This window comes from Terasakiella sp. SH-1, assembly GCF_004564135.1.
Classification (GTDB): Bacteria; Pseudomonadota; Alphaproteobacteria; order Rhodospirillales; family Terasakiellaceae; genus Terasakiella.
This window is the reverse complement of record NZ_CP038255.1, coordinates 3,287,852-3,313,330: the sequence shown is the minus strand read 5'-3', so window position 1 is coordinate 3,313,330 and position 25,479 is coordinate 3,287,852. Positions and strand designations below refer to the sequence as shown.

At 50.5% G+C, this 25,479-nt stretch carries 16 protein-coding genes and 1 other RNA gene; 6 read left to right on the top strand and 11 right to left on the bottom strand.

Annotation, left to right across the window (positions count from 1 at the left end; all coding sequences use genetic code 11):
- Nucleotides 1–344: 344 nt before the first annotated feature.
- A complete protein-coding gene (gene gltB / locus E4K71_RS15520; RefSeq protein ID WP_240796921.1) occupies nucleotides 345–4,802 on the bottom strand; it encodes a glutamate synthase large subunit in 4,458 nt (1,485 codons plus the stop codon).
- A 77-nt stretch (nucleotides 4,803–4,879) separates the two neighbouring features.
- Nucleotides 4,880–6,319, bottom strand: a complete 1,440-nt coding sequence (locus E4K71_RS15515; protein WP_135081180.1) for an NAD(P)-dependent oxidoreductase — start codon at nucleotides 6,317–6,319, stop codon at nucleotides 4,880–4,882.
- Nucleotides 6,320–6,659: 340 nt separating this feature from the next.
- Here E4K71_RS15515 and E4K71_RS15510 point away from each other — a divergent pair, with 340 nt between their 5' ends.
- Complete coding sequence (locus E4K71_RS15510) at nucleotides 6,660–7,460, top strand: undecaprenyl-diphosphate phosphatase (RefSeq protein WP_135081179.1); 801 nt, start codon at nucleotides 6,660–6,662, stop codon at nucleotides 7,458–7,460.
- 117 nt (nucleotides 7,461–7,577) lie between these two features.
- On the opposite strand, the gene ffs is transcribed toward E4K71_RS15510, so the two are convergent.
- Nucleotides 7,578–7,677: signal recognition particle sRNA small type (ffs, locus tag E4K71_RS15505), an RNA gene on the bottom strand.
- A gap of 82 nt (nucleotides 7,678–7,759) precedes the next feature.
- Between ffs and E4K71_RS15500 the strand changes: the two genes are divergently transcribed.
- Nucleotides 7,760–8,092: a hypothetical protein gene (locus tag E4K71_RS15500; protein WP_135081178.1), complete on the top strand. Its 333-nt coding sequence runs from the start codon at nucleotides 7,760–7,762 to the stop codon at nucleotides 8,090–8,092.
- 4 nt (nucleotides 8,093–8,096) lie between these two features.
- On the opposite strand, the gene E4K71_RS15495 is transcribed toward E4K71_RS15500, so the two are convergent.
- Nucleotides 8,097–8,636, bottom strand: a complete 540-nt coding sequence (locus E4K71_RS15495; RefSeq protein ID WP_135081177.1) for a cupredoxin domain-containing protein — start codon at nucleotides 8,634–8,636, stop codon at nucleotides 8,097–8,099.
- Nucleotides 8,637–8,755: 119 nt separating this feature from the next.
- On the opposite strand from E4K71_RS15495, the gene nudC reads away from it, so the two are divergent.
- Nucleotides 8,756–9,688 (top strand): NAD(+) diphosphatase, encoded by a 933-nt coding sequence (nudC, locus tag E4K71_RS15490; protein WP_135081176.1) that lies wholly within the window; start codon nucleotides 8,756–8,758, stop codon nucleotides 9,686–9,688.
- Here the strand turns inward: nudC and E4K71_RS15485 are convergent.
- On the bottom strand, nucleotides 9,669–10,553 hold the full coding sequence (locus E4K71_RS15485; protein WP_135081175.1) for a LysR family transcriptional regulator: 885 nt from the start codon (nucleotides 10,551–10,553) through the stop codon (nucleotides 9,669–9,671). The two genes, nudC and E4K71_RS15485, sit on opposite strands and share 20 nt — an antisense overlap.
- Before the next feature lie 108 nt (nucleotides 10,554–10,661).
- Between E4K71_RS15485 and E4K71_RS15480 the strand changes: the two genes are divergently transcribed.
- A complete protein-coding gene (locus E4K71_RS15480; RefSeq protein WP_135081174.1) occupies nucleotides 10,662–11,594 on the top strand; it encodes a DMT family transporter in 933 nt (310 codons plus the stop codon).
- A gap of 265 nt (nucleotides 11,595–11,859) precedes the next feature.
- Nucleotides 11,860–12,519 carry a phenylalanine--tRNA ligase beta subunit-related protein gene (locus tag E4K71_RS15475; RefSeq protein ID WP_135081173.1) on the top strand — a complete coding sequence of 220 codons (660 nt, stop codon included), beginning with the start codon at nucleotides 11,860–11,862 and terminating at the stop codon, nucleotides 12,517–12,519.
- A 27-nt stretch (nucleotides 12,520–12,546) separates the two neighbouring features.
- Here the strand turns inward: E4K71_RS15475 and E4K71_RS15470 are convergent, their stop codons facing one another.
- The 3 genes from E4K71_RS15470 to E4K71_RS15460 all read right to left on the bottom strand — a co-directional run bounded on the left by E4K71_RS15470 (nucleotide 12,547) and on the right by E4K71_RS15460 (nucleotide 17,390).
- Nucleotides 12,547–14,319 carry an aminopeptidase P family protein gene (locus tag E4K71_RS15470; RefSeq protein ID WP_135081172.1) on the bottom strand — a complete coding sequence of 591 codons (1,773 nt, stop codon included), beginning with the start codon at nucleotides 14,317–14,319 and terminating at the stop codon, nucleotides 12,547–12,549.
- Nucleotides 14,320–14,335: 16 nt separating this feature from the next.
- Entirely contained in the window at nucleotides 14,336–16,753 is a 2,418-nt protein-coding gene (locus E4K71_RS15465) for a DUF4175 family protein (protein WP_135081171.1), read from the bottom strand.
- A 70-nt stretch (nucleotides 16,754–16,823) separates the two neighbouring features.
- Nucleotides 16,824–17,390, bottom strand: coding sequence for a regulatory protein RecX (locus E4K71_RS15460; RefSeq protein WP_135081170.1), 567 nt, complete (start codon nucleotides 17,388–17,390; stop codon nucleotides 16,824–16,826).
- Nucleotides 17,391–17,462: 72 nt separating this feature from the next.
- Here E4K71_RS15460 and E4K71_RS15455 point away from each other — a divergent pair, with 72 nt between their 5' ends.
- Entirely contained in the window at nucleotides 17,463–18,254 is a 792-nt protein-coding gene (locus E4K71_RS15455; protein ID WP_135081169.1) for an ABC transporter permease, read from the top strand.
- Nucleotides 18,255–18,326: 72 nt separating this feature from the next.
- Here E4K71_RS15455 and trxA read toward each other — a convergent pair whose 3' ends face one another.
- The 3 genes from trxA to addB form a co-directional block, all read right to left on the bottom strand.
- Entirely contained in the window at nucleotides 18,327–18,644 is a 318-nt protein-coding gene (trxA, locus tag E4K71_RS15450) for a thioredoxin TrxA (protein WP_135081167.1), read from the bottom strand.
- Nucleotides 18,645–18,738: 94 nt separating this feature from the next.
- Nucleotides 18,739–22,170, bottom strand: a complete 3,432-nt coding sequence (gene addA / locus E4K71_RS15445) for a double-strand break repair helicase AddA (protein WP_135081165.1) — start codon at nucleotides 22,168–22,170, stop codon at nucleotides 18,739–18,741.
- A gap of 106 nt (nucleotides 22,171–22,276) precedes the next feature.
- Nucleotides 22,277–25,279, bottom strand: coding sequence for a double-strand break repair protein AddB (addB, locus tag E4K71_RS15440; RefSeq protein ID WP_240796828.1), 3,003 nt, complete (start codon nucleotides 25,277–25,279; stop codon nucleotides 22,277–22,279).
- Nucleotides 25,280–25,479 lie beyond the last annotated feature (200 nt).

The window sequence follows — 25,479 nt, the reverse complement described above, 5'->3', positions numbered from 1 at the left end:
TGCGTGGATATAACAGAGCAGAGTACCATTCATGCTCAGGCTGTCATTCCCAACTTTGATCGGGAATTTGCGTGATCAAAGAGATCCCCGCCTACGCGAGGGTGACGAGAACAAAGCCTATTGCTCTAGAAGTCAAATAGCCTGTTTTCTCAACTTTTAAAAGACAAAAAAAGGCGAAGCCAAAAATAGCTTCGCCTCTAAGTCTTGGTTAGGGATGAATGCCGATGAAGCGGCACTCAAGGCGGGTCCAGCGAACCGGACCCTTGCAATCAAGTCACGAGAGATTGGTGTAACCTGGTGCTTCAGTTGACCTTTCAGGCCAGTTTCTTAAAAGAAATGTACTTTTAAGCCGTTTTTTGGGCGGCTGCTTCTTTGGTTACTGGAACCGGAAGCTTATCAAGCATCTCTTTTGGCACAACTTGCCAGATTTTCCCTTTTTCCATTTCCCAATCTTGCAGGAGTTGTTCTGCAAACTGAGAATGTGTTTCTTTAACGTGCTCCTGGATCAGACCTTTAAGCATATCTTCATAATGATCAACTTCGATACGTTGCCAGATCACATTGTCACCGTTTACGCGGTGTTCGAATGTGCCGTCTGCATCATAGATGAAGGCCATGCCGCCTGTGAAACCTGCACCGAAGTTGGCACCGACATCACCCAGAACAACCACGGTCCCGCCCGTCATATATTCACAACCGTTGGACCCGATGCCTTCCACAACAGCAACCGCACCAGAGTTACGAACCGCAAAACGCTCGCCACCCTGACCAGATGCAAACAGCTTACCAGCCGTCGCCCCATAGAGACATGTATTCCCCACAATGGTGTTTTCATTGGATTTCAGCGGGGAAGAGACCATCGGGCGCACCACGATGGTACCGCCAGAAAGACCTTTACCCACATAGTCGTTGGCATCACCAAAGATTTCCAGCTTCAGACCTTGAACGATGAAGGCACCCAGTGAGTTACCCGCAGACCCACGCATGCGAACTGTGAGGTGATCCGGCTCAAGACCAGTCATCCCGTATTTACGGGTGATGATAGAGCTTGTGGAGGTCCCAACAGAACGGTGTGTGTTTTTCACTGTGTAGAACAGCTGCATTTTCTCACCACCGTGCAGGGCATTGCCTGCATCCTTGATGATTTGTGCATCCAGTGTATCTGGAACAGGGTTACGTTCTTCCAATGTGCAGAAGCGCGGTGTATCACCCGTATCAGCCTGTGCCAGTAGCGGGTTGAGGTCAAGGTCATCAAGGTTTTCACGACCACGGCCAACCTGTGTCAACAGGTCACAACGACCAATGACATCTTCCAGTTTCTCATAACCGAGGGAGGCCAGAATTTCTGTCACTTCTTCTGCGATGAAGGTAAACAGGTTGACCACCTTGGCCGCAGATCCTGTAAATTTCTTACGCAGGTCCTCATCCTGTGTACACACACCCACCGGACATGTGTTGGAGTGACATTGGCGAACCATGATACAGCCCATCGCGATCAGGGATGTTGTCCCGATGCCGAATTCCTCAGCACCCAGCATGGCTGCAATCACAACGTCGCGACCTGTGCGGAAACCGCCGTCTGTACGCAGCTTCACACGGTGACGCAATTTGTTGAGTGTCAGAACCTGATTGACTTCTGACAGGCCCATTTCCCATGGCAGACCAGCATATTTGATGGAAGACTGCGGGGACGCACCCGTACCACCGTCATAACCGGAAATATGGATAGTATCTGCACCAGCTTTTGCCACACCCGCAGCAATGGTACCCACGCCGCTACGTGCCACCAGTTTCACACAAACGCGTGCATCCGGGTTGATTTGTTTCAGGTCATAAATGAGCTGTGCCAAATCTTCGATAGAATAAATATCGTGGTGCGGCGGTGGTGAAATCAGCGTTACACCCGGTGTGGAGTGACGCAGCTTGGCAATTTCAAGAGTTACCTTGAAGCCCGGCAGCTGACCACCTTCACCCGGTTTTGCCCCTTGGGCAACCTTGATTTCCAGTTCCTGACAATTATTGAGATATTCAGCTGTCACACCGAAACGACCAGAAGCCACCTGCTTCACTGCAGAGTTGGCATTATCACCATTTTTGCGCGGTGTGAAACGTTCGCGATCTTCACCACCCTCACCGGAGTTGGATTTCGCCCCAATACGGTTCATGGCAATCGCGAGTGTTTCATGTGCTTCTTTTGACAAAGCACCCACAGAAATCGCAGGCGCACACAGGCGACGACGGATTTCAGTGATGGATTCAACACTGTCGATGGAAATGCTGTCACGATCAGACTGGAAGTCCAACAGGTCACGCAGCATCATCGGCTTACGATTGTTTACGCCATCGGCATATTCACGATATTTGGAATAGCTTTCTGTCGCCACAGCTTCTTGCAGCTTGTGGATCAACAGCGGATCGTGGGCGTGACGTTCACCATTTGCACGGTAGCGATAGAAACCACCTTGTGCCAGCGGGTTTGTTTCACTAAAGGCTTTGTCGTGCATCTCAAGGATCTTTTCTTCCAGACCTTTAAGACCAATACCGGAAATACGAGAGATCATACCCGGGAAGAATTCCGCCACAACAGAACGTGACAGACCCACAGATTCAAATGTGTAGCCCCCACGATAAGAGCTGATCACACCGATACCCATCTTGGACATGGTTTTCAGCAGGCCCTTGTTGATCGCTTTCTTGTAGTTTTCAACAGCCGCTTCAAACGTGATGTCACCATAAATGCCTTTGGCATGGTTTGCCGCAATGGCTTCTTCTGTCATATAAGCGTTGACGGTTGTTGCACCAACACCAACCAGAACAGCAAAATACTGAACATCAAGGGCTTCGGCAGAACGAACGTTCAGGGATGTAAATGTACGCAGTTGCTGGCGAACCAGGTAGCTGTGAACACCACCTGCGGCCAGGATCATCGGGATTGGAGCCTTATCGCCAGACACATGTTCGTCTGTCAAAATGATGTGTTTCTTGCCACCACGAACAGCCATTTCAGCTTCGTGACGGATACGTTCGATAGATTCGCGTAGAGATTCTTTTTCCGGCGTGAATGTACAATCCAGTTCGATTGCATCACTGCCGAGATATTTCTTCAACGCGTGGAATTCTGTGGAATTCAGGAACGGTGTTTCCAGCTGAACCACTTCGCACTGATCCGGACCTTCATCCAGAACGTTGCCCAGATTGGACAAACGTGTACGCAGGCTCATTACACGTGTTTCACGCAATGAATCGATCGGCGGGTTTGTCACCTGAGAGAACGCCTGACGGAAGAAGTGGTGCAGACCACGATATTGATCAGACAAAACAGCCTGCGGTGTATCATCACCCATGGAGCCTGTGGCTTCCTGACCTGTTTCCACCATCGGGCGCAGGATCAGTTCCATATCTTCCTGTGTGAAACCGAACAGCTGTTGTTGTTGCAGCAGGTCTTCAGCAGACGGGTTAACCGGTTTCGGCGAACCGGCTTTGAGGATATCGTTCACTTTAACGATTTTCTCAACCCATTTACCATAAGGCTGACGACCCGCAGTCCAGTCTTTCAGTTCTTTATCGTGGTAGAATTTACCTTCAGACAGGTCAACACCGATCATGCCGCCCGGGCGAACGTGACCTTTTTCAACCACTTTGGATTCGTCAACTTCTGACATACCTGTTTCAGAACCAACCAGCAGCACGCCGTCACCTGTGATGGTGTAGCGCAGCGGACGCAGACCGTTACGGTCCAGACCAGCAACAATCCATTTACCGTCTGTACCACAGATCGCAGCAGGGCCATCCCATGGTTCCATAACGGAATTACAATAAGAGAACAGGTCTTCATGTTCTTTCGGCATCAACGCGTTTTGACCGATTGATTCCGGTACCATCAGGGCCTTAACAGCCGGGGCCGGACGACCTGCGCGCACCAGAACTTCCCATACCGCATCCAGTGCAGCAGAGTCAGACGCGCCGTTCGGGATCAACGGTTTGATATCTTCGATATGACCACCAAAGACCGGAGACGCCATGCATGTTTCATGGGCTTTCGTCCAGTTGATGTTACCTGTAACCGTGTTGATCTCACCATTATGTGCCAGCATACGGAACGGCTGGGCCAAACGCCATTGCGGGAATGTGTTTGTGGAGTAACGCTGGTGATAAATCGCAAAGTTTGAAACAAACAGTTCGTCATTCAGGTCCGGGTAAAATTCAGTGATCTCACCGGCCATGAACATACCTTTGTAGATCACGCTGCGACAAGACAGGGAACAGAAGTAAAATTCTGTCAGGTTTTCGGCCAGACACTGGTTTTCAATACGGCGACGAATAACATAAAGGTCGTTTTCGAAATCATCGTCAGATTTGCCCAATGTGTTGGCAATCATGATCTGTTCGATTTCCGGGCGTGTCGCGTTGGCTTTTTCACCGATGACATCAATGTTTACCGGAACCTGACGCCAGCCATAGATACGGTAGCCAAATTTCAGAACTTCGGCTTCAACGATACAGCGGCAACGCTCTTGCGCCCCAAAATCTGTTTTCGGCAGGAAGACCTGACCAACCGCCAAAGAGCTTTCTTCCGGCTCATGACCTGTGCGGCGGATGTGGCGTTTGAAAAATTCTTGCGGGATTTGAACGTGAATACCCGCGCCGTCACCCGTTTTACCATCGGCATCAACCGCACCACGGTGATCCAAGGCACGTGTTGCCTGAAAGGCATGGCGCAGCACTTCACGGTTGGGTTTGCCATCTAAAGAGGCCACCAGACCGACACCACAGTTGGCTGTTTCAAAAGCCGGGTCATACATGCCATTTTCAGCAAGGAACTGGGCGGCTTGTTTATAATCGGATACGTACTTATTAGTCATTTTTCTACTCATGCTCCTTATTCGGCCGCAGCGCCGGCGCGTGTTTTCGCGCGAAGATATTGGTGGATGGCATCGGATGCATCACGGGCATCTTTAATACAGCTGACAACCAGTGACGCACCGCGCTCGATATCACCAGAGGCAAAAACGCCGTCTAGACTTGTCATCCATGTGTCGCTATCAACTTCCAGCGTGCCCCAGCGGCTCACAGCCAGTTCCGGTTCGCCAAACAATGTGGGGATATTTTCTGGTTCAAAGCCAAGAGCTTCAATCACGATGTCGGCGTCAATATCAAATTCGGACCCTTCGATTTCTTTGACGCTTTGACGACCAGAACCGTCCGCCACGCCCAAATGCATGGAAACAGCTTCAACTTTTTGAACCTTGCCCAAACCTTTGAAAGATTTCGGGGCAGACAGCCATTGGAAATCCACGCCTTCATTTTCAGCGTTTTCGACTTCGCGCTGGGAACCCGGCATATTAGCACGGTCACGACGATACATACATGTCACAGACTTGGCACCCTGGCGGATGGATGTGCGCACACAGTCCATAGCCGTGTCACCCCCACCGATGACTACAATGTTTTTGCCTTCTGCATTCAATGTACCATTGTCGAATTCCTCAACCGCATCACCGAAGCTTTTCTTGTTTGAGGCTGTCAGGAAATACATAGCCGGGAAGATATTTTCCAGATCAGAACCTGGTGCATCCAGTTTACGACCTGCATAAACACCCACGCAGATCATAACCGCATCATGTTTGTCACGCAGTTCAGCCAGTTTCGCATCACGGCCCACTTCGAAGTTCATGTGGAACGTTACGCCACCTTCTTCGAGAAGTTTTGCACGGCGTTCAACAACGTCTTTTTCCAGTTTGAAGCCCGGAATACCATAAGTCAGCAGGCCACCAACACGGTCATAACGGTCATAAACATGAACTTCGTAGCCTTTGCGACGCAAACGGTCTGCTGCAGCCATACCAGCGGGGCCTGCCCCGATGATGCCAACGCTTTGACCCAATTCTTTAAGGGGCTGAGCCGGCTTCACCCAGCCTTGCTCCCATGCGTTGTCTGTAATGAATTTTTCAATAGAACCGATGGTCACGGCATTGTGGTCGGACTGTTCCAGAACACACAGACCTTCACACAGACGGTCTTGCGGGCAGATACGGCCACAGATTTCAGGAAGAGTGTTGGTTTCCTGAGAGACATGATAAGCATCTTCCAGACGGCCCGCAGCCACAAGGCGCAGCCAGTCAGGAATGTTGTTGTTTACCGGACAGGCAACAGAGCAGTACGGGATGCCACATTGTTCACAGCGTGAGGCTTGTTCTTGGGCTTTTTCAATGGAGAAGCGCGCATAAATTTCATTGAAATCTTTTTTGCGGTCTTCAGCAGAACGTTTTTCGGGATAATCCTGCCCGACTTTGACGAACTGCATCATTTTTTCAGCCATATCTCTCTCCAATTCCTCTTTATAATAGAGTGTGTTTTCCTCGGTTTGCGCTATAACCTTACGCGCAAGCACATGCCCGCTGAACCGCAGGGGCAAAGCCGGATGGTTGATATGCGCGATTTTTGCGCAGATTTCAAGGAAAAATGTACACATAGGTCAGTTAAGCTGTCCTATGTGACGAAAATTACCTTGTTTAAAGGCCGTTAGCGCGGGACCTGAAAATCTGTTTTTTCTGAAATTCGTACCAAAATGGTACTATATTTTGGTTTTGGGCCTCGAATCCGAACGTGCTATATAAATCAGAAATTTAATAAGAAAATCTCTCTAACGGGGAAATAACGTGACTGAACTCCATATCCTGGTTCTGGCACTTGTTCAGGGCATAACAGAATTTTTGCCGATCAGTTCATCTGGGCATCTTGTCCTGGTGCCGATTTTTGGTGGTTGGGAAGATCAGGGGCTTTTGATGGATGTTGCCGTCCATGTTGGAACCCTTGGAGCTGTGCTGATCTATTTTTGGCGCGACATCTGGTATATGATCCGTGGCTTGTTGCGTTTTACCAAAGGCAAGAAAGACCCCGGTGCGCGTTTGTCGGCCATGGTGGTTATTGGCACGATCCCGGTTATTGCGGCGGGGTATTTCCTGAATAAATATATTGGGCCGGAATTTCGTACCGTTGAAGTGATCGGCTGGACAACGTTGGGATTCGGCTTTCTGTTGTATATGGCCGATAAAATGGGCCTGACCATTCGCCGGGTGGAACATACCGGGATTGTGGATGCAATTTTGATTGGCCTGGCACAATGTCTTGCCCTGATCCCCGGCACATCACGTTCCGGCATCACCATGACGGCAGCGCGTTTTTTGGGCTATGAACGTTTGGATGCGGCGCGTTTTTCCATGTTGTTGTCCATCCCTGCCATTTTGGGCGCTGGTACGCTTAAGGGGCTGGAGCTTTATGAAAGCGGCAATATGCAGCTGACCAATGATGCAATGACGGCTGCGGGACTGGCTTTTGTCTCAGCCTTTATTGCCATTGCGGTTATGATGGCCTGGCTTAAGCGGGCGTCTTTCACCCCCTTCTTTATTTACCGCCTTGGCCTTGGCGGGTTCCTGCTGTATTACGCTTATTATTTATAACAATAATACCATTCCCAACTTGATTGGGAATCTTTATCAATCAGGAAAAAGATCCCCGCATTCGTGAGGACGACGAGATAAGCAAAAAGCCCTTGGTGTTTCCACACAAGGGCTTTTAGGTGAGAGGTTGAATACGACCCGAACAAAGAACTCGTTACGGCTGCTTCCTTCCGGACCTGACCGGGTTGGCGAGGAGTCCGTCCATACCAACCTCTCAAGGGCGGCTTTTACCCTGTGAAGGCGTTGACTTCAAGAAAAAACGCAAAAATAATAAGACGAAAGTAAGATTGGACGAGAAAATGACGGACGCTGTTGAAATCTATATCTGCAAACCCGGCCAGAAAATTGAAGAAGGCCAGATGGTCATGTCCAATGACATTGACTGTAAGGCCGCTGCCGAAGAGGATGCCAAACAACGCTGCAAGATCATCCCTACCATTGAAAAGATTGTCTATTACGATGTCAGCGGGGGTGGGTTTAAGGTGTTGTTTTCCTACACCAACCCCAATGTGGTGAAGTCATCAGGGCGTAAAATTCGCCCCACAGGTGGTCCTGTGCCCAAGAAAAAGAAAAAAGCCCCGGCAAAAAAGCAGGGGCTTTGGCAGAAAGTGAAGAAATCACTGGGTGGATAACGGCTTATTCGACAATAAAGACACCGCTTGTGCCTTTGGTCGCACCCCGACTCCAGGGGGAAAAGACCAGATCAAGCAGGAAAAGTCCCGGCGCGTTATCTTCAAATTCATAACGTCCTTCCAGAACGGGAACCAATTTCACCATACGTTCGCCGTTAGAGGGCACCACGAAAGATTTCAATAATGGTTTGCTGCGTGCCGGATAGCTCGCAGCTTCGCTTAATTCTGCTACAGCAGAATTTTCAAACAGGTCACTGGCGTCAAAAGAAACCGTGTTTTTATCCTGATTCACCACACGGATGGTATAGGGAACATCCTTTTTCAGGCGGACAACCATGGGGGAAAATTCGTTTTGACGCACAGTCAGGGTAATCTGACGGGTTTCATTCCACGCAGTTTTATCGAGCGCGTCTGTATTCACATATTGTGTCGGCTGATAGCTGCCAAAGTCGGTAATAAAGGATTTTTCGTAAGAGATGTCACGTTCAGCACAGGCAGTTAAGCCGAGTGCAGCCAAAATTGCCAATCCATAACGAACTTTCATTTTACTTACCTTAATCCCTTGTACAGACCTTCATCGGGCCGTAGGTTAACTTTGGTGGCTACTTTATCGTTGCCTCTTGGAAACGGCAATGATTTCTTGCAGAAAAGGTAACATACACAATGTTTATTGCATCAGACGATCTCTTCTATGCAACCCCTAATCTGAATCGCCATGCTCACCTGCGTAGCGATGACCAATGGTTGGCCAAGCAAATCAAACAGCCTTCTTCATGTTTTATTCTTCTGCATCAAAGTAAAAATTTATTTAAAAAGACAGAAACACAGAATTTACCCCATATGCTGTCATATGAAGAAGCTGCTCCTTTTCTAGAAGAAAACCCTTGGGCCTATCTTGGCGGGGATGGGGACAACCATTTATTTGTGATTGATCTGTCACAAAAGACTGAAATGCTCATCCTGCAAAATCTTGATGATGATTTGTTTTTTGAGGATTTACGCCGTGCAGGCCCGATTTTGCAAAAAGAACAGGCGTCGCAATTTGCTTATGGCCGAGCCTTGATGTTTTGGCATCAACGCCACCGTTTTTGTGGCAGTTGTGCCCATCCAACCATCATGGCTCAGGGCGGCCATCTTCGTCGCTGTACCAATCCTGAATGCAATCTGGAACATTTTCCGCGTACAGACCCAGCGGTGATTATGCTGGTTCATGACGGGGAAAATTGCCTGCTTGCCCATAATCATCACCTTAAGGACGGCATGTATTCCACACTGGCTGGATTCGTTGAGCCCGGTGAAACTTTGGAACAGGCTGTGCGCCGTGAAGTTTTGGAAGAAACCAGTATCAAGGTCAGTGACGTCACTTATGCGGGATCGCAGCCCTGGCCCTTTCCAACGTCGCTGATGATTGGTTTTTATGCCAAATGTGAAAATTACGATATTTCCATTCAGGATGAAGAACTCAGCGATGCCCAATGGTTTACCCGCGATGACCTGCTGAATTTTAGTGATCAGGGCAAATTCCTGCCCAGTCGCGATAGCATTGCACGCAATATGATTGAAGCCTGGATTCGTTTTACTTCACCTGATCTTTAATGACCTCAGCCATTGCTTGCGCGGCGCGGGTCAGGGGATAATCTTTTGACCAGACCAAAGTAGAGACCCGTTCTACACGTGGCTCACGTAACGGTAAGGCAATCAAGCGTCCAGCTTCTACGTGGGATTTAGAGGCTTCATAGGACAGGATGGTTGAACCTAAGCCCCGACAGACCAGTTCTGTCTGGATTGCAAGGGATTCGGCCTCGACCACCACATTCAAGGTGCGATCCAGTTTGGCTGCTTCTTTATCCAGTAAATCGCGCAAACCATGTTTGGTTCCCGGCAGAATAAAAGGTTGGTCCAGACATTCTGATAAAGAGATTTCTGTGCGCTGGGTCCAGGGTTTGGCGGGCGTGGTGATGAAATAAAGCTGTTCGGCCCACAGGGGCTCACTATGAAGGTGTGGGCTGACATTACCTTCAAACAGGACCCCTAAATCCATGCGTCCTTCCAACAAGGCATCTTGCAAGGCACCACTGAGCAACTGGGTGACTTTCAAATGAACATGGGGGTATTGTTGGCGAAATTTTTCAATCACCGGACCTGCGAGTACCAAGCCAACGCTGGGCGGCAGGCCAAGGCGAACCTGTCCGCGTACGGTTCCGGCAAAAGCCGTCAGGTCCATTTTAAGCCGTTCCATCTCTTCATTTAACACACGGGCGCGGGCTTGCAACATCTGTCCGGCCTCACTTAAAAGCACACCACGTCCTGTGCGAATAAACAACGGGGCACCCGCATCTTCTTCAAGCAAGCGGATTTGGCGGCTTAATGCCGGTTGGGTCACATTAAGCCGTTTGGCCGCTTTGGATAGCGAGCCTGTTTCAGCCACATGTAAAAAACTGCGCAGTTGTTTAAGGTCCATTTTGTACCAGATATAACAAAAAGTAATATCTTTTAGAATAATATTGAAATTGGCTTATGTCACGGACTGAGATATCACCATAGTCATCAATCAAACGGAAAAAAAGCCATGCCCAACCAACAGACAGATATGAGCGCGATTGTTTTTGTCACACTGGCAACCATCGCTCTTGCCTTTAAAGGGGTGTTTGCCAAATTTGCCTATCTGGCCGGTATGTCTGTTGATGCGGTTTTGTTGATGCGTTTTGGTATTGCGGCCCCCTTATTTTGGGTTGGGGTTTATTTCTTGGCACGCAAATCCGCCCCATTGACGAGGGCGCAATGGAAAGCTTGTAGCTTTGCCGGATTGATGTTTTTCTTTGCCACCTATTGTGATTTTACCGCTGTTGCAAAAGTGGGGGTCAGCGTATCGCGCCTGATCCTGTTTACCTTTCCCATGATGGTGATGTTAATCAACGCAGTGTTGATGAGAAAACCGCCAAGCCTGCATCAATGGTGCGTGTTTTTTGCCACTTATTTCGGGATCGCTATGGTGATGTTGCCTGATGGTCTGGCATCGTTACAAGGGTTTGACTGGGCGGGGGCCAGTTGGGCGCTGGGGTCTGCCTTTACCTATGCCGTTTATTTGATTTCCAGTCAGGAGATTATGAAATCCTTGGGCTCTGTGCGTTTTACAGCGGCTTCGGGAACTGTCACATTGGGCATTATGTTATTGGTGATCCCTTTGACGGCAGGGGCAGAAGGGGTTTCGTTTCCAACAGATGGTATCTTATGGGGGGTGATTATTGCCACGGCCTGTACGGTTTTGCCATTTTTCATGTTATTTGAAGGAATTAAGCGCTGCGGGGCAACCCAGGCCAGTCTGATTACCTTGTCCGGTCCGATTATAACGGTTTTGGCTGCCTGGGCGATTTTGGGGGAAACTCTCAACCCTATGCAGATTGTTGGTGCCCTTGTGACTATTGTTGCTGTTGCCAGCTTGAAAAGTGCTTGGCTGGTCGATAAGCTGCAAAAAGTGTTTACTAAACCGAAAGCGGCCTAGGGTCAGGACCTCTTAATTTACTGAGTTTGGCGGAGCTAAAAATAAAGGTGGATTAGGCATTAAATTCGTCGCAGTGCTATTCACTGCAAGAGTTTTATAACGCGAGCCACCTTTATTTTTAGCCCGTCCCTTCGGGATTTGTAGAAAATGACGCAAAGGCCACGTCAATAACTTTTGAAAGAGAATACTCTTCCTGCAAGTCATTTCCTTGCCTTGCGACATTTTTTACAAACCAAACGCAATAAATTAAGAGGTCCTGACCCTAATGAATATTTCCCTGTCTTGTGATTTTGCCAACCGTGATCTTAAGGTTCGTCTGGGGATCATTCAGGCTGATGTGGTGATTGAAGATGCCTCAGCTGAGCTGTTGCAACAGCTGGAAGAAACTGCAGAGTGTCGAATTGCAGATTTTAACGGCCAGCCTGCGTCAACTGACCCGCAAATTATGGCAACGCGCAAAGCCTATAAAGCTTTGGGTAAAGACCCGGCCCGCTATCGTCCGGCAGCAGAAGCCCTGACGCGTCGTATTTTATCGGGTAAAGGGATCTATCATGTGAATAACGTGGTCGATGTGAACAACCTGATTTCTATTAAATCCGGTATTTCTATCGGCACGTATATCAGTGAAAAAATTCAAGGCGATGTGAGTTTTCGCCGTGCCGGTGAAGGCGAAAGCTATAAAGGCATTGGCCGGGGGGATCTGAATTTGGAAGGGCTTCCGGTTTTTTGTGATGAACTCGGCCCCTTTGGTTGTCCAACCAGTGACAGCGAACGCACCATGATCACGCCAGGCAATCACCAGATCATTATGGTTTTGATCTATTTTGGTGAAGGTGAGGGATTACAGGCTTATCTGGATGAAACCGCAAGCCTGCTGGCCAAATATTGTCAGGCACAGAATCTGGTTCAAACGATTACACAATAATACGTCATGCTCGGCTTGATTCTAGTTTTATAAAGGTTGTGTCATCTCAGCTAACCATGCTGCTTCGTCCTTTTCCAGCAAAGGTGTCAGCTCGTCACATACCTGCTGGTGATAGGTGTTCAGCCAGTCGAGTTCTTGCTCATTGAGTAGGGTGACTTCAATACCATTGCGATCAAACGGACACAGGGTCAAGGGGTGAAATTCAAACATCTCGCGCTCGCCTTTTTCAGACTCGTGCACACAAATGAGATTTTCTAAACGGATGCCATATTCCCCCGCCTTGTAATATCCCGGCTCGTTTGAAATCACCATGCCGGGTTGCAAGGCTGTTTTGCTATAGGCTTTTGAAATGCGTTGCGGCCCCTCATGAACATTGAGGAAACTGCCCACCCCATGGCCTGTACCATGGTCATAATCCAGCCCCCCCTGCCACAGGGCATGACGCGCCAGTACATCCAGCTGTGACCCCGTGGTCCCTTTGGGGAAGCGCGTTGAAGAAAGCGCAATATGACCTTTCAGCACACGGGTAAAGCGATCTTTCATTTCAGGGGTTGCTTTTCCGCGCACAATTGTGCGGGTGATGTCGGTGGTGCCGTCACGATATTGCGCCCCGCTATCGACCAGATAAAGTCCATTTGCAGGTAAAGGGATAGAACTTTGCGGACTGACACGATAATGCACAATCGCCCCATTTTCTCCGGCCCCGGAAATGGTCGGGAAACTCAGGTCATGAAACAGGTCATCTTCGCTACGCAAACCATCAATCTTGTCTGATACGGCCATTTCAGTAAGGGTGTCACCATAGGGTTGCTGGGACAACCAGTATAAAAAACGCACCATCACGGCCCCATCACGACGATGGGCATTTTGCATCCCTTTGACTTCGCAAGCATTCTTACAGGCTTTGGGTAAAATGGTGGGATCATCGCCCAGGATGACTTCGGCCTTGGCTTTTTTCAGACGATCATGGAGCCATTTCGGCGCTGTTGCCCCATCAAGACGTACTTTTAGTCCTTTTAACTGGTCCAGTTCTGTCCCCAGATCATCGGGGTCGTAAATTTTAATGCGTTCGCCCAAATGATTGCGCAAGGTTTCGTCGGCTTTACGATGATCTAAAAACAGGATGGCGCTGCCATCAGCATGGATCAGGGCAAAACAAAGGGGAACGGGGGTGCAGGGGATATCGCCGCCCCGAATATTAAATAACCAGGCGATGGAATCAGGCAGGCTTAACACCACCGCATCCTGCCCTTTAGAGCGCAATTGATCGGCCAGTTGCGAAAGTTTTTCACCGTGGCAGAGCCCAGCATATGACAGGGGGTGGGGATAGACCGGGTTTAAGGGAGGGGACGGGCGGTCCGCCCAAATGGCATCAATAAAATTATGTGGGGCTGCCACCAGTTTTGCCCCAGCTTTTTCGCAGGCTGCTTTTAAACGATGCAGGCTTGGCCCAGTATGTAGCCACGGGTCATAGGACAATGTCATACCTTCGCCCAACTGGTTTTCCAACCAGTCTGAGGCAGGTTCATCTGTCACATGGCGATAGTCAAAATTCTGTCCATCGACTTCTTTTGTCACCTGAAGGGTATAGCGTCCATCAACGAAAATGGCGGCTTTTTCTGTTAAGACAATGGCAAATCCGGCCGAACCGCTAAAACCTGTGAGCCAGGCGAGCCGTTCAGAACAGGGGGCAACGTATTCTCCCTGATGTTCATCGCTGCGCGGGATGATAAAGCCATCCATGCCAAAGATAGCCATTTCGCGGCGTAAAGCGGATAAACGGGCAGAACGGTCCTTCATTGAAAGTCTCTTTTATTTAAAAACGGTCTAACAGGCGATCAATATATTGTAATTCCTGTTCAGGTCGACTTTTTTGTCCGGCCCGACGGTATAATTCCTGCAAAATCTCCCTTGATTGATGCATTTCGCGTTCTGTAGGGACGACATTTGTGCCTTGTGTCTGAATGGGTCCACTGCGCCCACGGCCTAAGGGGTCATGGCCGGGTAAGGTTTGCGGCATGGGTTGTATGCCCATTTTCCGGGCCAAGGATTGAGCACTGTTTTTCAGGCCGTCTTCCAACTGTTCCAGCACCCGCATTTGTGCCTGAATAGACGCTTCGTCCTGCCCCTTTTCCAATGCCGTATAAGAGTGCCCCATATCTTTTGCTGCCTGACCAAGTGGTTTGGGAGCTTTAACCTTCATTTCGCGCAGTTTGTTCATTTCTTCACGTAGCATCTTCAACAAACGTTTTTGTTCTGCTGCTTCGATAATGGCCTGCTTGGTTGATTTGAGAGAGGGACTGTCTTCATTGCGGCTGCGTTGAAAGGTTTGATCAAGCAGGTTCTGCTGCCCGGTTTTGATTTCACGCAGTTTTTCCAGAATATGACGGGCCTTTGCCGCCTGTTTGGGATCAATCTTTTGCTGCATGGCCAAACGGGACAAGATGGACTGGAATTGATCCATCACTGCCTGGGCGGCTTTAATGTTACCTTGGCGCATCAATTCACGGGCTTTGTTGAGCATATCCTGTAATTGGTCACGTCCGACCATATTGACCTGTTCTTGTCCCAATGCCTCTTCAAACCCTTGTATGGCATTGCCAGATTTCATCATTTGTTGCAGGTAATGATCAAGGCTTTTACGCATTTGTTCAAACAGGGCTTCCATGGCGGCTTTGTCGTTTGAAGAACGCAGCATTTCACTCATTTGCCGGGACATAAACTCAAGCTGATTACGTGCGCTTCCCCCTGATCCTTCTTCTAAATGTATGGCGCTTTCCCATAAAATGGATTGAACGGTTGCAACTTCTTGATGACCGTCAGGGGCGTTAAGACGGTCGGCTGCAACTTTCAAGGCAAAGTAGATGGCAAGTGATCCGTTAAAATCCTGTGGTGTATCCAGCAGACGCATCAGGCGTAAATTGCTAAAGGCCCGTTCATGGGCTGTGGGCGTGTAGAGTTCCTTGCGAATATCAATCAGGCGAATCGCAACCGGATGGGTGAATTTGCGCTCAGGCAGGATAGTTTCAAGGGCGTGACCCTGCGCCACTTGTCCCAGATTATCCTGCACCATTGGGGTCATGATAACAGCTTGTCCTGCCCAGGGGTGTGCGGCCAGGTTATGGCTAAATTGTCCTTTACTCTCCATGCCTTGAAGAAGGTTTTTGATGGTAATATTAGGGGATGTGGAATCCGCAGGGTTCTGGATTTCAAGGCGGGCTTCTTTCAAGCCGAAATCATCTGTGGCTTCAAACCTTAGTTGCAGGTGCCCGCGAAAACCTGTGCGCGGTTTTCCTGAGACGGTGATTTTTGGGGGCAGGTCCCCTTGAAGATGAACAGGCCAGCGATATAGAATCTTGTCATCATGGCGTACAATAAGCTCTTCACCTTGTTCCAGACGGTTTTCCAGTGAAAACGCTCCTTTGCCCAGAGGGGTGAACTGGTCTTCAAACGGGCCAAATTGAAGAGAAACTCCTTCGTGGGAAGACCAACCTTCCAGACGGATTAAAATATCGCTGTTTTGAATGATGGAGACTACCGGACCTGTTGTGGTCTCTTCTGTGTCTGCCTTGGCGTTTAGATAGGTGGAATTGGCACCGGTATGGGCAGGCGGGGTGATCCAGGCTTGTATGGTCCAATGGCCCGGACCCGATAAGCCAAATGCCGGGTCAAAGGCGCGGGCCAGTCGTTCATTCCAGTCAAAACGGGCTTCAATTCCCCCCAAAAGCAGCAATAAAACAAGTCCGGCCCGCAGGGAATAGGGATCACGGTGTTCCAGATAAGAGCGTGGCCAGGGCCTTTGGATATTTTCCATTGCAGCGGCCATGCGGTCTTGATGATAGACCCACAGGGTCTGGGACACTTTGGAAGTGCTGGCTGCGCTGGGGCGATCCATTAGGGTCATCAGGGGCTGGTTTGTAAACCCACTGTCTTGTTCAAGGCGCAGCAATGCTTGCTTGGAGGTCGGGTGTTTCAGATTGCGAAAGGCCAGATAGAGACAGCCGGCCCATAGTGAAAAAAGCACCCCTAAGACCAAAAGGTGAAGCGTGGCATTTAATTTGGGCAGCAGGTCAAATAAAACCAGAAGAATACTGAGACTGGAAATAATTAAGAACGGCCAAAGCCGGGGCCAAAGCTGTTCCCATAACAAGACATAACGCGTCCATGTGATCAGGCGTTGAAGCCGCCGGAGCATTTTGGGTTCAAATTCTGTGCGTTGTGTTGTTTCACTCATGTGTTGCCTGACACAGTATCTCTTTTTAAATAGAGTAAACTGTGTCAGGCGTAATGGCTATATAAGTGTTTTAGTTGTTTGTGAATTTTTCCAGTTCTTCTACGGTGCTGGCATTGATAATATCTTGGGCAAGGTCATAGGAAAAACCGGCACGGGCAAGAGCTGCCAGATCCTTGTCACGCATGGCCTTGCGCTTTTCCGGCAATCGCCACGGCCCAAGGCGTCGTCGCTTTGCCAGGGCGATGGCCGCGTCGCGTTCCAGATTGGGGCTGTCGGTTTCTTCGCGCAATGCATCAAGGGCCTGATTGATATCCTCCTCACGGATGCCTTTTTCTTTCAACTTCATACGGATAACGCGTTGTGAGGTGCCTTTGCGATGTAATGCGCCTGCACGCCCTTCTGCATAGCGCAGGTCATCGACAAATTTGGCGTCTTGCAATTTGTCCAGCAGGTCTTCAATCCATTGAGAGGCTTCTTCAAGAGACGTGTTGTGATGGTAATGGGATTTCTGCACCCGGCGCATCAGAACCTGACGCAGGTTTTCACGTGATGTGGCAAAACGATCGAGATATCTCAGCGCAGCATTGCGCAGGGACTGTGCTGTGACGGGTTTTGGAATTTTTTTATCTTGTGACATATCTCACTTAACCAAATGGGCTTTGCCTGTTACAAGGAACATAACCTTGAAATTCAAAAAAGAGAATCTCTTATGACTCCGATTGAAGTCAATCCCCATGCGGGCAATTGGTTGGGCCTGTGGACCCTTTATTCCCGTGAAGTACGTCGTTTCTTGAAAGTCTATACCCAGACCTTGGTGGCCCCGCTGGTAACAACCTTGTTGTTTTTTGCTGTATTTTCCCTCGCTTTGGGCCGGGCGGTGGAACAGATCGGTTCTGTGCCGTTTCTGGAATTTCTCGCACCGGGGCTGGTGATGATGGCGATTACGCAAAATGCCTTTGCCAATACCTCCAGCTCATTGGTGATCTCAAAGGTGCAGGGTAATATTGTGGATACCTTGATGCCACCACTTAATGCCCATGAACTGACATTTGCTTTTGCCATGGGGGGCACAACACGCGGGCTTCTGATTGGTCTGGTGATCGTTACAGTGATGAGTTTCTTTGTGCCGATGGGGGTGGATAATATCGGCCTTGTGCTGTATCACGCCTTTATGGGGGCCTTGATGCTGTCGCTGTTTGGTGTGGTCGGGGGCATCTGGTCTGAGAAATTTGATCATATGGCAGCTGTAACCAATTTTATTGTGACCCCTTTGTCTTTCTTGTCGGGGACTTTTTATTCCATTGAACGTTTGCCGGAAGTTGGCAAGTTTTTGGCAAGTATCAACCCGTTTTTCTATATGATTGATGGTTTTCGTGCAGGTTTTATCGGTCAGGCCGATAGTGATATTGTTACGGGAATGCTGGTCATGGCCGGGGTGAATACGGTCCTTTGGGTGTTGAGCTATCGCATGTTCAAGACAGGCTATAAATTGAAAGCTTAAGAGCTGTAGAAACAAAAAAACCGCTGAACTTCTGGCTCAGCGGTTTTTTTTATGATTGGAGCAAGCCTAATCTTACAGGGATTCTTCAATCCATTCTTGCAGTTTGGCTTTCGGCAGGGCACCAACTTTCTTTGCCAGAACTTCGCCGTTTTTAAACAACAACAGCGTTGGAATGCCACGCACGCCAAATTTGGATGGTGTGCCTGGGTTTTCATCAATGTTCAGTTTGGCGATAGTCATTTTACCGCTGTACTCTTCAGACAGTTCGTCCAGAGCCGGAGCAATCTGTTTACACGGACCACACCATTCTGCCCAGAAGTCTACCAGAACGGGAGTATCGGAATTTACAACGTCAGCATCAAAGCTATCGTCAGTGATCTTTTTAGTCATTGTCTTATCCTGTTTGGAGAAGGCGAAAAATTACGTCCGTTGAATTTAAGGTCATGGGGGACGTGCGTCAAGATGTGCACCTACAATAAAAAAATTATTCCAACATTGTTGGCGGGATTTCCATCAGTTTGGGGGTGTCTGTCCACAACAGCACACAGCGCACAGGTTTGTCCGGGTAGATCAGTTCCAAAGCCTGACGATAGGCTTTCATTTGGTTGATATAGAGGGTCGGGACTTTTTTCACCGTGCGTGGTGGTGGGCGGTTGGTTTTATAGTCGATAATGACAATTTCGTCTGATTTGACCAACAAACGGTCGACTTGGGCGGAAATGACCCGGCCATTGACTTCGCCTACGATGGGAACCTCGGCCTGAGAGCCCGGTGCAAAGACGGCTGCAAATTCTTCATCATGAAGCACCCGCAGTGTTTCAGCAGTGATTTCTTCTTGCTGGGTTTCGCTTAAGTCATGGGCGGGGCTTGAAAGGTAGCTGCGTGCCGCCTCTTCACGCTCACTCATGGGCAGTTCCGGCAGGGTTTGTAACAAGGCATGGATGATGTTTCCGCGTTTGAAACGATACCCATGATCGCTGCCCAGTGGTGATCGGGTGGCCGGTTCTGGTTCAGCTGGGCAAGACGGGGCCAGGGGGCGCGGGGGACTGGGTTCTCGTCCGGGCATGGATTTGGCCCAGTCAGGCAGGGTGGGGACCACAACGTCCAGTTTTTCCGGGCTGGCTTCAACGGTTGCTTCCTCTTCTTGGGCACATTTCAAGCGCAAGACGGTTGTTTCGCTGACTTCTTCCGATTGATTGATGAAAATATCATCGACTTCTTCCCCCACACGGGCCAATCCATTTTTAATCAGATTATACCAGCAGTGCGCGGGCGCTGTACGTTTGGTTTCCCAGCCACAGACATAAAGGCGATCTTCGGCTCGTGTGAGCGCCACATAAAGAAGGCGGCGGTATTCTTCGTCCTGTTTTTGTGCCAATCTGTCTTTTTCCGCCTTTGACAGGTCTTCCATAAATTCAGATTTTGGCGGCCAGATAAACAGTTCTTCGCTGGTTTCTGGATCATGGGGCCAGAAGAGTTTGGCCCCTTTTGAGGGGGCTTGCAAGGTATCAGGCATAAAGACGATGGGGGCCTGAAGACCTTTGGCCCCATGAACAGTCATCACCCGCACAGCATTTTGGCTGGCTTGTTCCAAATCCCGTTTGACCTCGGTTTCCCCGGTATCAAGCCACGCTAAAAATCCTTCCAGCGAAGGGGCGTGACTGCGTTCATATTGAAGGGCGAGATCAAGAAATTCATTGATGGGATCATCAGCCTCCACGCCCAAGCGTGAGATCAATTTTTTGCGCCCCTCAAGGGCTGAGAGCACATAGGTGAACAGCTCAAACGGGCGCACATAATCGGTGCGTGCCATCAGGTCTTTGAGGAAATTACAGGCGGTTAGATAATGTAGGTCGCTGTTGGCTTTATCGCGCAGGATGGACCACAGGCTACCTTTGCGTTTATGGGCGAGATCAAACAGGTCTTCGTCACTAAAACCGATCAAGGGGCCTTTGAGCACACAAGCCAGTTGCAGGTCATCTTCGGGTTGTAGCAAGAATCGGCCCAAGGCCACCAAATCCATAACCGCGATTTGCTCGCTCAAGACCATCCGGTCAACCCCGGCAACTGCGATATTCAGCTCTTTAAGGGAGCGCACCAATTCTTCGACAAAACCACTGCGACGGCGCACCAGCACCATTATGTCACCGGGCTCAATGGGGCGGCCTTTGGCTTCCAGCTTTTCCTGGCTCAGTACCATATGCTGGATGCGCCGGGCAATCATTTGGGCCAGACGCGCACGCGGACTATCGGCCTGAATGCGTTCGACCGGGGGCTTCCATGGGGTGGCAGGGGCCGCAGCGCTGGGTACAACCGGGGGCCAGAGTTCCACCAGCCCGCCGTCTTTTGCCCGCCAGGCATCATGGTGGATAACGTCATCAATCTCGACCCCTTGGGCAATGGTGGGGTCCGAAAAGACCGCATCAACACATTGCAAGACTGCGCGGGTGGAGCGAAACGACATGGTCATGGGGACTTCGCGCCAGTCATGCAGGGATTGAGGCACATGGGCGGCGAAATGATGTTTCATGCGTTCAAATTCTGCCGGGTCAGCCCCTTGGAAGCTGTAGATGGATTGTTTGACATCGCCCACGGCAAAGATGGTGCGGGGGTTTTCGTCCTCATGAGTACCCACACCTGCGAAAAATTCCTGGGTCAGGGCTTCGATCACGCGCCATTGATCCGGGTTGGTGTCTTGAGCCTCATCGACCAAGACATGTTCAATCCCGCCATCCAGTTTATAAAGCACCCAAGGTACGGTCTCGCGGGTGAGCAGGTCGCGAGTTTTCAAAATCAAATCGTCATAATCAAGGGTGGCGCTGCCTTGTTTATATTTTTCGTAAGAATCCAGTAGGCATTTGCCGATGCGCAACAGGCCGTTGGTGGTTTGCAAGGTCACAGCGGCACGGATTTTCGTGGTCATGCGCAACATGCGCTCCGCCTCAACGCTTAAGACATCAATGGCACCGGGGCTTTGGGCGGCGGCTGTTTTGGTAATCAGAGTTTTGCGAATTTCACCACTACCTGTGAGAAACGCATTCTTATATTCGTTAAACAGGGCTGGGCGTTCAGCCTGTGTCGCGCCAAGCCATGCAGCCAACAGGTCCCCGCGTGCCTGATCGGTTTTGGACCCGGCCAGTAAGGCATCCATGGCGATGCGCAGGCCCAAGGCATCAAAGCTGTCTTGTTCGCAGGCTCGTTCCACAATGCGCTCGGGTGTATCAGTCGGCGTCAGGTCCATCAGTTCGGCCAGTCGGGCGACCAGTTTGCGCACACCGCCATGGATCTCTAACACCCGGCGCAGGCGACCACGATCAGAAGCCAAAGCCCCCATTAATTCAGGAAAGGCGGTTTCATGAATATGTTGGGTGACGGCGCGCAAAGCCTCGTAAAGTTCTGGTGTGCGGCCCAAACGCGCATCCATGAGGATTTCGTCTTGGGCTTTTTTGAGCAATTCTGCCGCATTTCGTTCATCCATGACCTGAAAATGCGGGGCCAGTCCGGCTTCCAGCGGGAAGCGGCGCAACAGGGATTGACAAAAGGCGTGAATGGTCTGGATTTGCAGGCCACCGGGGGTATCGAGCACATGGGCAAACAATTGCCGTGCCAGTGTGAACTCTTCTTCATTGGCTGGGCGGGTCAATAAGTCATGCAAGGTCGCCTTGAGGTCCTCATCAGACATGATCGACCATTTGCCCAACTGATCGGCAATCCGGTTCGCCATTTCAGCCGCAGCGGCCTTGGTGAAGGTGAGGCAAAGGATATGATGCGGTTTTGTGCCCGTCACCATAAGCGACAGCACCCGATCAGTCAGAACCTTGGTTTTGCCCGTCCCTGCATTGGCGGCTACCCAGACGGATGCTTTGGGGTCTGAGGCTTGACGCTGGACGATATTAGGGTCAATGAACTGGGTCATAGGCGTTCCTCAATACCGTCATTCCCAACTTGATTGGGAATCCAGATGGATGCAAAGGAAGTGCTGGATTCCCGCTTTCGCGGGAATGACGTAAAGAGAACAGGCATCATTCTTCACCTTCCCCACCTGCGACGGACCATTCTTTCACCCGGGCGAGATGTTCGTAATCAGAATATTTCGGCGCATTTTCCGGGTTGGGGCGTGACCCATAGGCGGCTTCGATCCGGTCATAAGCTGATACGAGACCTTGCAGCCCTTTTAAGGCATCGGCAGCGGTTTGGGCCGGATTGTTGGTGACGGGTTTAATCTCGCCTGCCGGGTTGGCCCCGCGCAAACGCCAAAATTCCAGTTCCTTGATATCGCGCGGGCCGAATTCTGCAAATCCGCCAGCCATGGCAATGGCGGCTTCGAGCGGCAGTTGCGGGGCAAAGCCGGCTTCGACTTCGCGTTGGCTTGGGGGCACACCTGTTTTATAATCAATGATTGCCAGTTCGCCATCTTTATAAAGGTCCATACGGTCGGCCTTGGCTGCAATGGTGAACGGCCCGCCCAATGTTTCAAAGGTTAGGGAACCTTCGATCTCGCAGAAGCTTTTGGCAACAAGGGCGCGCCGGCTTTCTTCCTGCTCAATGAACCAATCACAGATGCGCTCAAATCGTGGCCACCAAAAGGCCCAAATGCCGGGGTTATCTAGTTCAGAGCCAAAGACCTCGCGCCCCATCTCGCGCAACAAGCTTGCGGCTTGGTCAGGCAGCTCTTTTGGAAAGTTAATGATAAATTTTTCTAATATTTCGTGTATGATATTACCATAATCTGCTGCACCAGGGTCTGCATCAATGGCATCAAGTGCTTTTAGATTCAGTATGTTACGGGCATAGATCGCATAAGGGTCGCGCATCCATGTTTCAACGCGGGTGACATACATGTGACGCGGGCGTGCTGACAGGGGCGGGCGTGGTGCAGGCGGGGCAACGGCCTGAATTTTTGCCACATAATCAAGGGCGGCCTGCATGGACAGCCAGTTATTATAGCCTGTAAAATCACGTGCCAGATTGGTGCCGGACAGGCGATTTTCCAGTCGGCGTAACCAACGTGAGCGCACGGTCGGTGTGCCATCAACTCGTTCGGATCGAGTGATGATGACCCGTTCAGCACAAAAGCTTTGGGTAAAGTCATGGGCGGTTTGGCCGATATGAAATTCCGGTTGCGGCAGGCCGAAATCGCGCATCATGGGGCGGCTCATCCATGGGCTGGCGGTGGTATCTGGCGGCCATGTGCCTTCGTTCAGGCCCGCCATCACGATCAAGTCGGCCTTATGGAGGCGGGCTTCAAACAGGCCGAGGATTGCCAAGCGGGGATGGGCACCAAATCGGGGGCGAACGGCACGACCTTGCATGAGTGCATCGAGCAAGGCAGGATAGCTCGCAGGTTCCATCTCGCCAAAACCATTGGCGGCATCCATCAATTCAGAAATGAAATCAGCACAAGCTTCGCCGGCTTCCCCAGACCAAAGCCGTTCAACCCCGCTTGCTTCCTTACTATCTGCCAGACATTCGGCTACTTTAATATGGCTTTCCACCAGTTTGATGAAGTCTGTTTTTTTCCGTTTCATCACCTTAATGAAAGGGCTAAGTGCCTGTTCAAGATTGTTGAGCAGACCTGTCAGACTATCCAGCAGTTTTTTTTGTGGGGCGCTTAAGCGATTGGTGGGTTTGCGCCAATGGGCTTCTACCCGTTCAAGGGCAACGCGCATGCCTTCAAGGCCGGGACCAGGGCGTGGTCCACGCAGGGTTTGGATTTCCAACTGACGGATCAGGCGACGGAAAATGCCAGACTCCATGCCGGTACAGCTTAAGGGATGTTTGGCGAGTGCGAGGAAGGGCACCGGGGCAAATTCTTCAGCGACACATTGGGCGAGCAGGCGCAGGTAAGTGCCCGGTGCGCTGTAATGTAGCGGGGTCCCGGCAGAATCATCAATTTCAATATTCCAGCGGCGCAGTTCCGATGCGACACGGCGTGCCAGATTTCGATCCGGTGTGACAAGGGCAGCGGTGTTGCCTGCAATCGTGAGTTCGCGGCGCAGGATTAAGGCAATGGCACCTGCTTCTTCGAACGGTGTCGGGCAGTCAATGCGTTCCACCCCATCGAGAATCCCATTTGGGGGGACATCCATGGTGCGCCATTTATCGGTACTGGCGGCAGGCAACATGGCTTCGGATAGCAGTTTTGCGCGCAAAGGGTGGGAACCATGCAGGCCCGTGATGTCCCATTCAGTGACTTCTTCAGGCCCCATACGCAGGCGGGTGAGTAATTGTTTCAGCCCATATTGCGGATGGTTGGGATCAAGGTTTTGCCAGTCATCATCGCTCATATAACGATCAAGACCGGGCAGTACGACCATCCCTTGGGGCAGGCGGGCAATGCAGGCTAAAAGTTTTGCCACAGCAGGGATAGAGGCAGTGGAACCTGCGGCAATGATAGGGCCTTGGGGCGGGGTGTCTTCCCATACTCGGCGCTGGGCATCGAGCAGGCGATTGCGACGTTCTGCCGGGTCCAGTACACCTTCGGCCTCTAAAATGACAGGCCAGTTATCGGTCAGGATTTTCAGGAAATCGAGCGTGATGTTCCAGTGGCTGGCGTAATCTTCCGGTACCAGTGATTTGAGATCATGAAAAGCCAATCCTTCGGTATGAACCTGATCCAGCAGGCTGGCGAGTTCTGCGGCCAATTGGGCTGCTTGATCCGGGGAGGTCTTGCCCCCTTCAAAGGACAGGATCAAACGGGTGAGCAACATCTGGCGACGAAGCGGGGCAATGGCAGGTTTGACTGCGTTCAGTCCGCCGATATCTTTCCAGCCTGTGAGGGCCAGTTCATCTTCATCCAAATCGCCAAGGGGTTGCATGCGCGGCAACAGCAGGGGTTTGCCTTCTGATAAACGCAAAAAGGCATCGCGCACGGTGCGACATGCCCGCCGTGTGGGAAGCAAGAGGGTGACTTGAGACAGGGTTTCCGGGCGTTCACCAAATTTTTCCATAACACCATGGGCCAACGCATCGGCAAAGGATACGTTGGGGGAAATGGTCAAAACATGGGGCATACGCTCATTCATGAATTGTTTTTAATGGGAAAGGAATGAGCGGTCTACAGCTCTTTTCTCTAAATCTGACCCGTTTCATGGAGCCTTATCTGTGCTTGAGTTAGGAAAATTGTGCAAAGCGATGCGGGGCATCGGTTAAGCAAATTGACGCGACACAAGCACAGATAAGGCCCACCAGAGGCGTTTATCTCAAACAATGTGGAGGGCGGCAC

Excerpts from the sequence above, each read along its gene's own strand:
- E4K71_RS15480 (WP_135081174.1), top strand. The coding sequence starts at position 10,662 with ATGCCCAACCAACAGACAGATATGAGCGCGATTGTTTTTGTCACACTG.
- addA (WP_135081165.1), bottom strand. The coding sequence starts at position 22,170 with ATGACCCAGTTCATTGACCCTAATATCGTCCAGCGTCAAGCCTCAGAC.
- E4K71_RS15455 (WP_135081169.1), top strand. The coding sequence starts at position 17,463 with ATGACTCCGATTGAAGTCAATCCCCATGCGGGCAATTGGTTGGGCCTG.
- E4K71_RS15465 (WP_135081171.1), bottom strand. The coding sequence starts at position 16,753 with ATGAGTGAAACAACACAACGCACAGAATTTGAACCCAAAATGCTCCGG.
- nudC (WP_135081176.1), top strand. The coding sequence starts at position 8,756 with ATGTTTATTGCATCAGACGATCTCTTCTATGCAACCCCTAATCTGAAT.
- E4K71_RS15475 (WP_135081173.1), top strand. The coding sequence starts at position 11,860 with ATGAATATTTCCCTGTCTTGTGATTTTGCCAACCGTGATCTTAAGGTT.
- E4K71_RS15500 (WP_135081178.1), top strand. The coding sequence starts at position 7,760 with ATGACGGACGCTGTTGAAATCTATATCTGCAAACCCGGCCAGAAAATT.
- addB (WP_240796828.1), bottom strand. The coding sequence starts at position 25,279 with ATGAATGAGCGTATGCCCCATGTTTTGACCATTTCCCCCAACGTATCC.
- E4K71_RS15460 (WP_135081170.1), bottom strand. The coding sequence starts at position 17,390 with ATGTCACAAGATAAAAAAATTCCAAAACCCGTCACAGCACAGTCCCTG.
- gltB (WP_240796921.1), bottom strand. The coding sequence starts at position 4,802 with ATGTATGACCCGGCTTTTGAAACAGCCAACTGTGGTGTCGGTCTGGTG.
- E4K71_RS15485 (WP_135081175.1), bottom strand. The coding sequence starts at position 10,553 with ATGGACCTTAAACAACTGCGCAGTTTTTTACATGTGGCTGAAACAGGC.
- E4K71_RS15515 (WP_135081180.1), bottom strand. The coding sequence starts at position 6,319 with ATGGCTGAAAAAATGATGCAGTTCGTCAAAGTCGGGCAGGATTATCCC.
- E4K71_RS15495 (WP_135081177.1), bottom strand. The coding sequence starts at position 8,636 with ATGAAAGTTCGTTATGGATTGGCAATTTTGGCTGCACTCGGCTTAACT.
- E4K71_RS15470 (WP_135081172.1), bottom strand. The coding sequence starts at position 14,319 with ATGAAGGACCGTTCTGCCCGTTTATCCGCTTTACGCCGCGAAATGGCT.
- trxA (WP_135081167.1), bottom strand. The coding sequence starts at position 18,644 with ATGACTAAAAAGATCACTGACGATAGCTTTGATGCTGACGTTGTAAAT.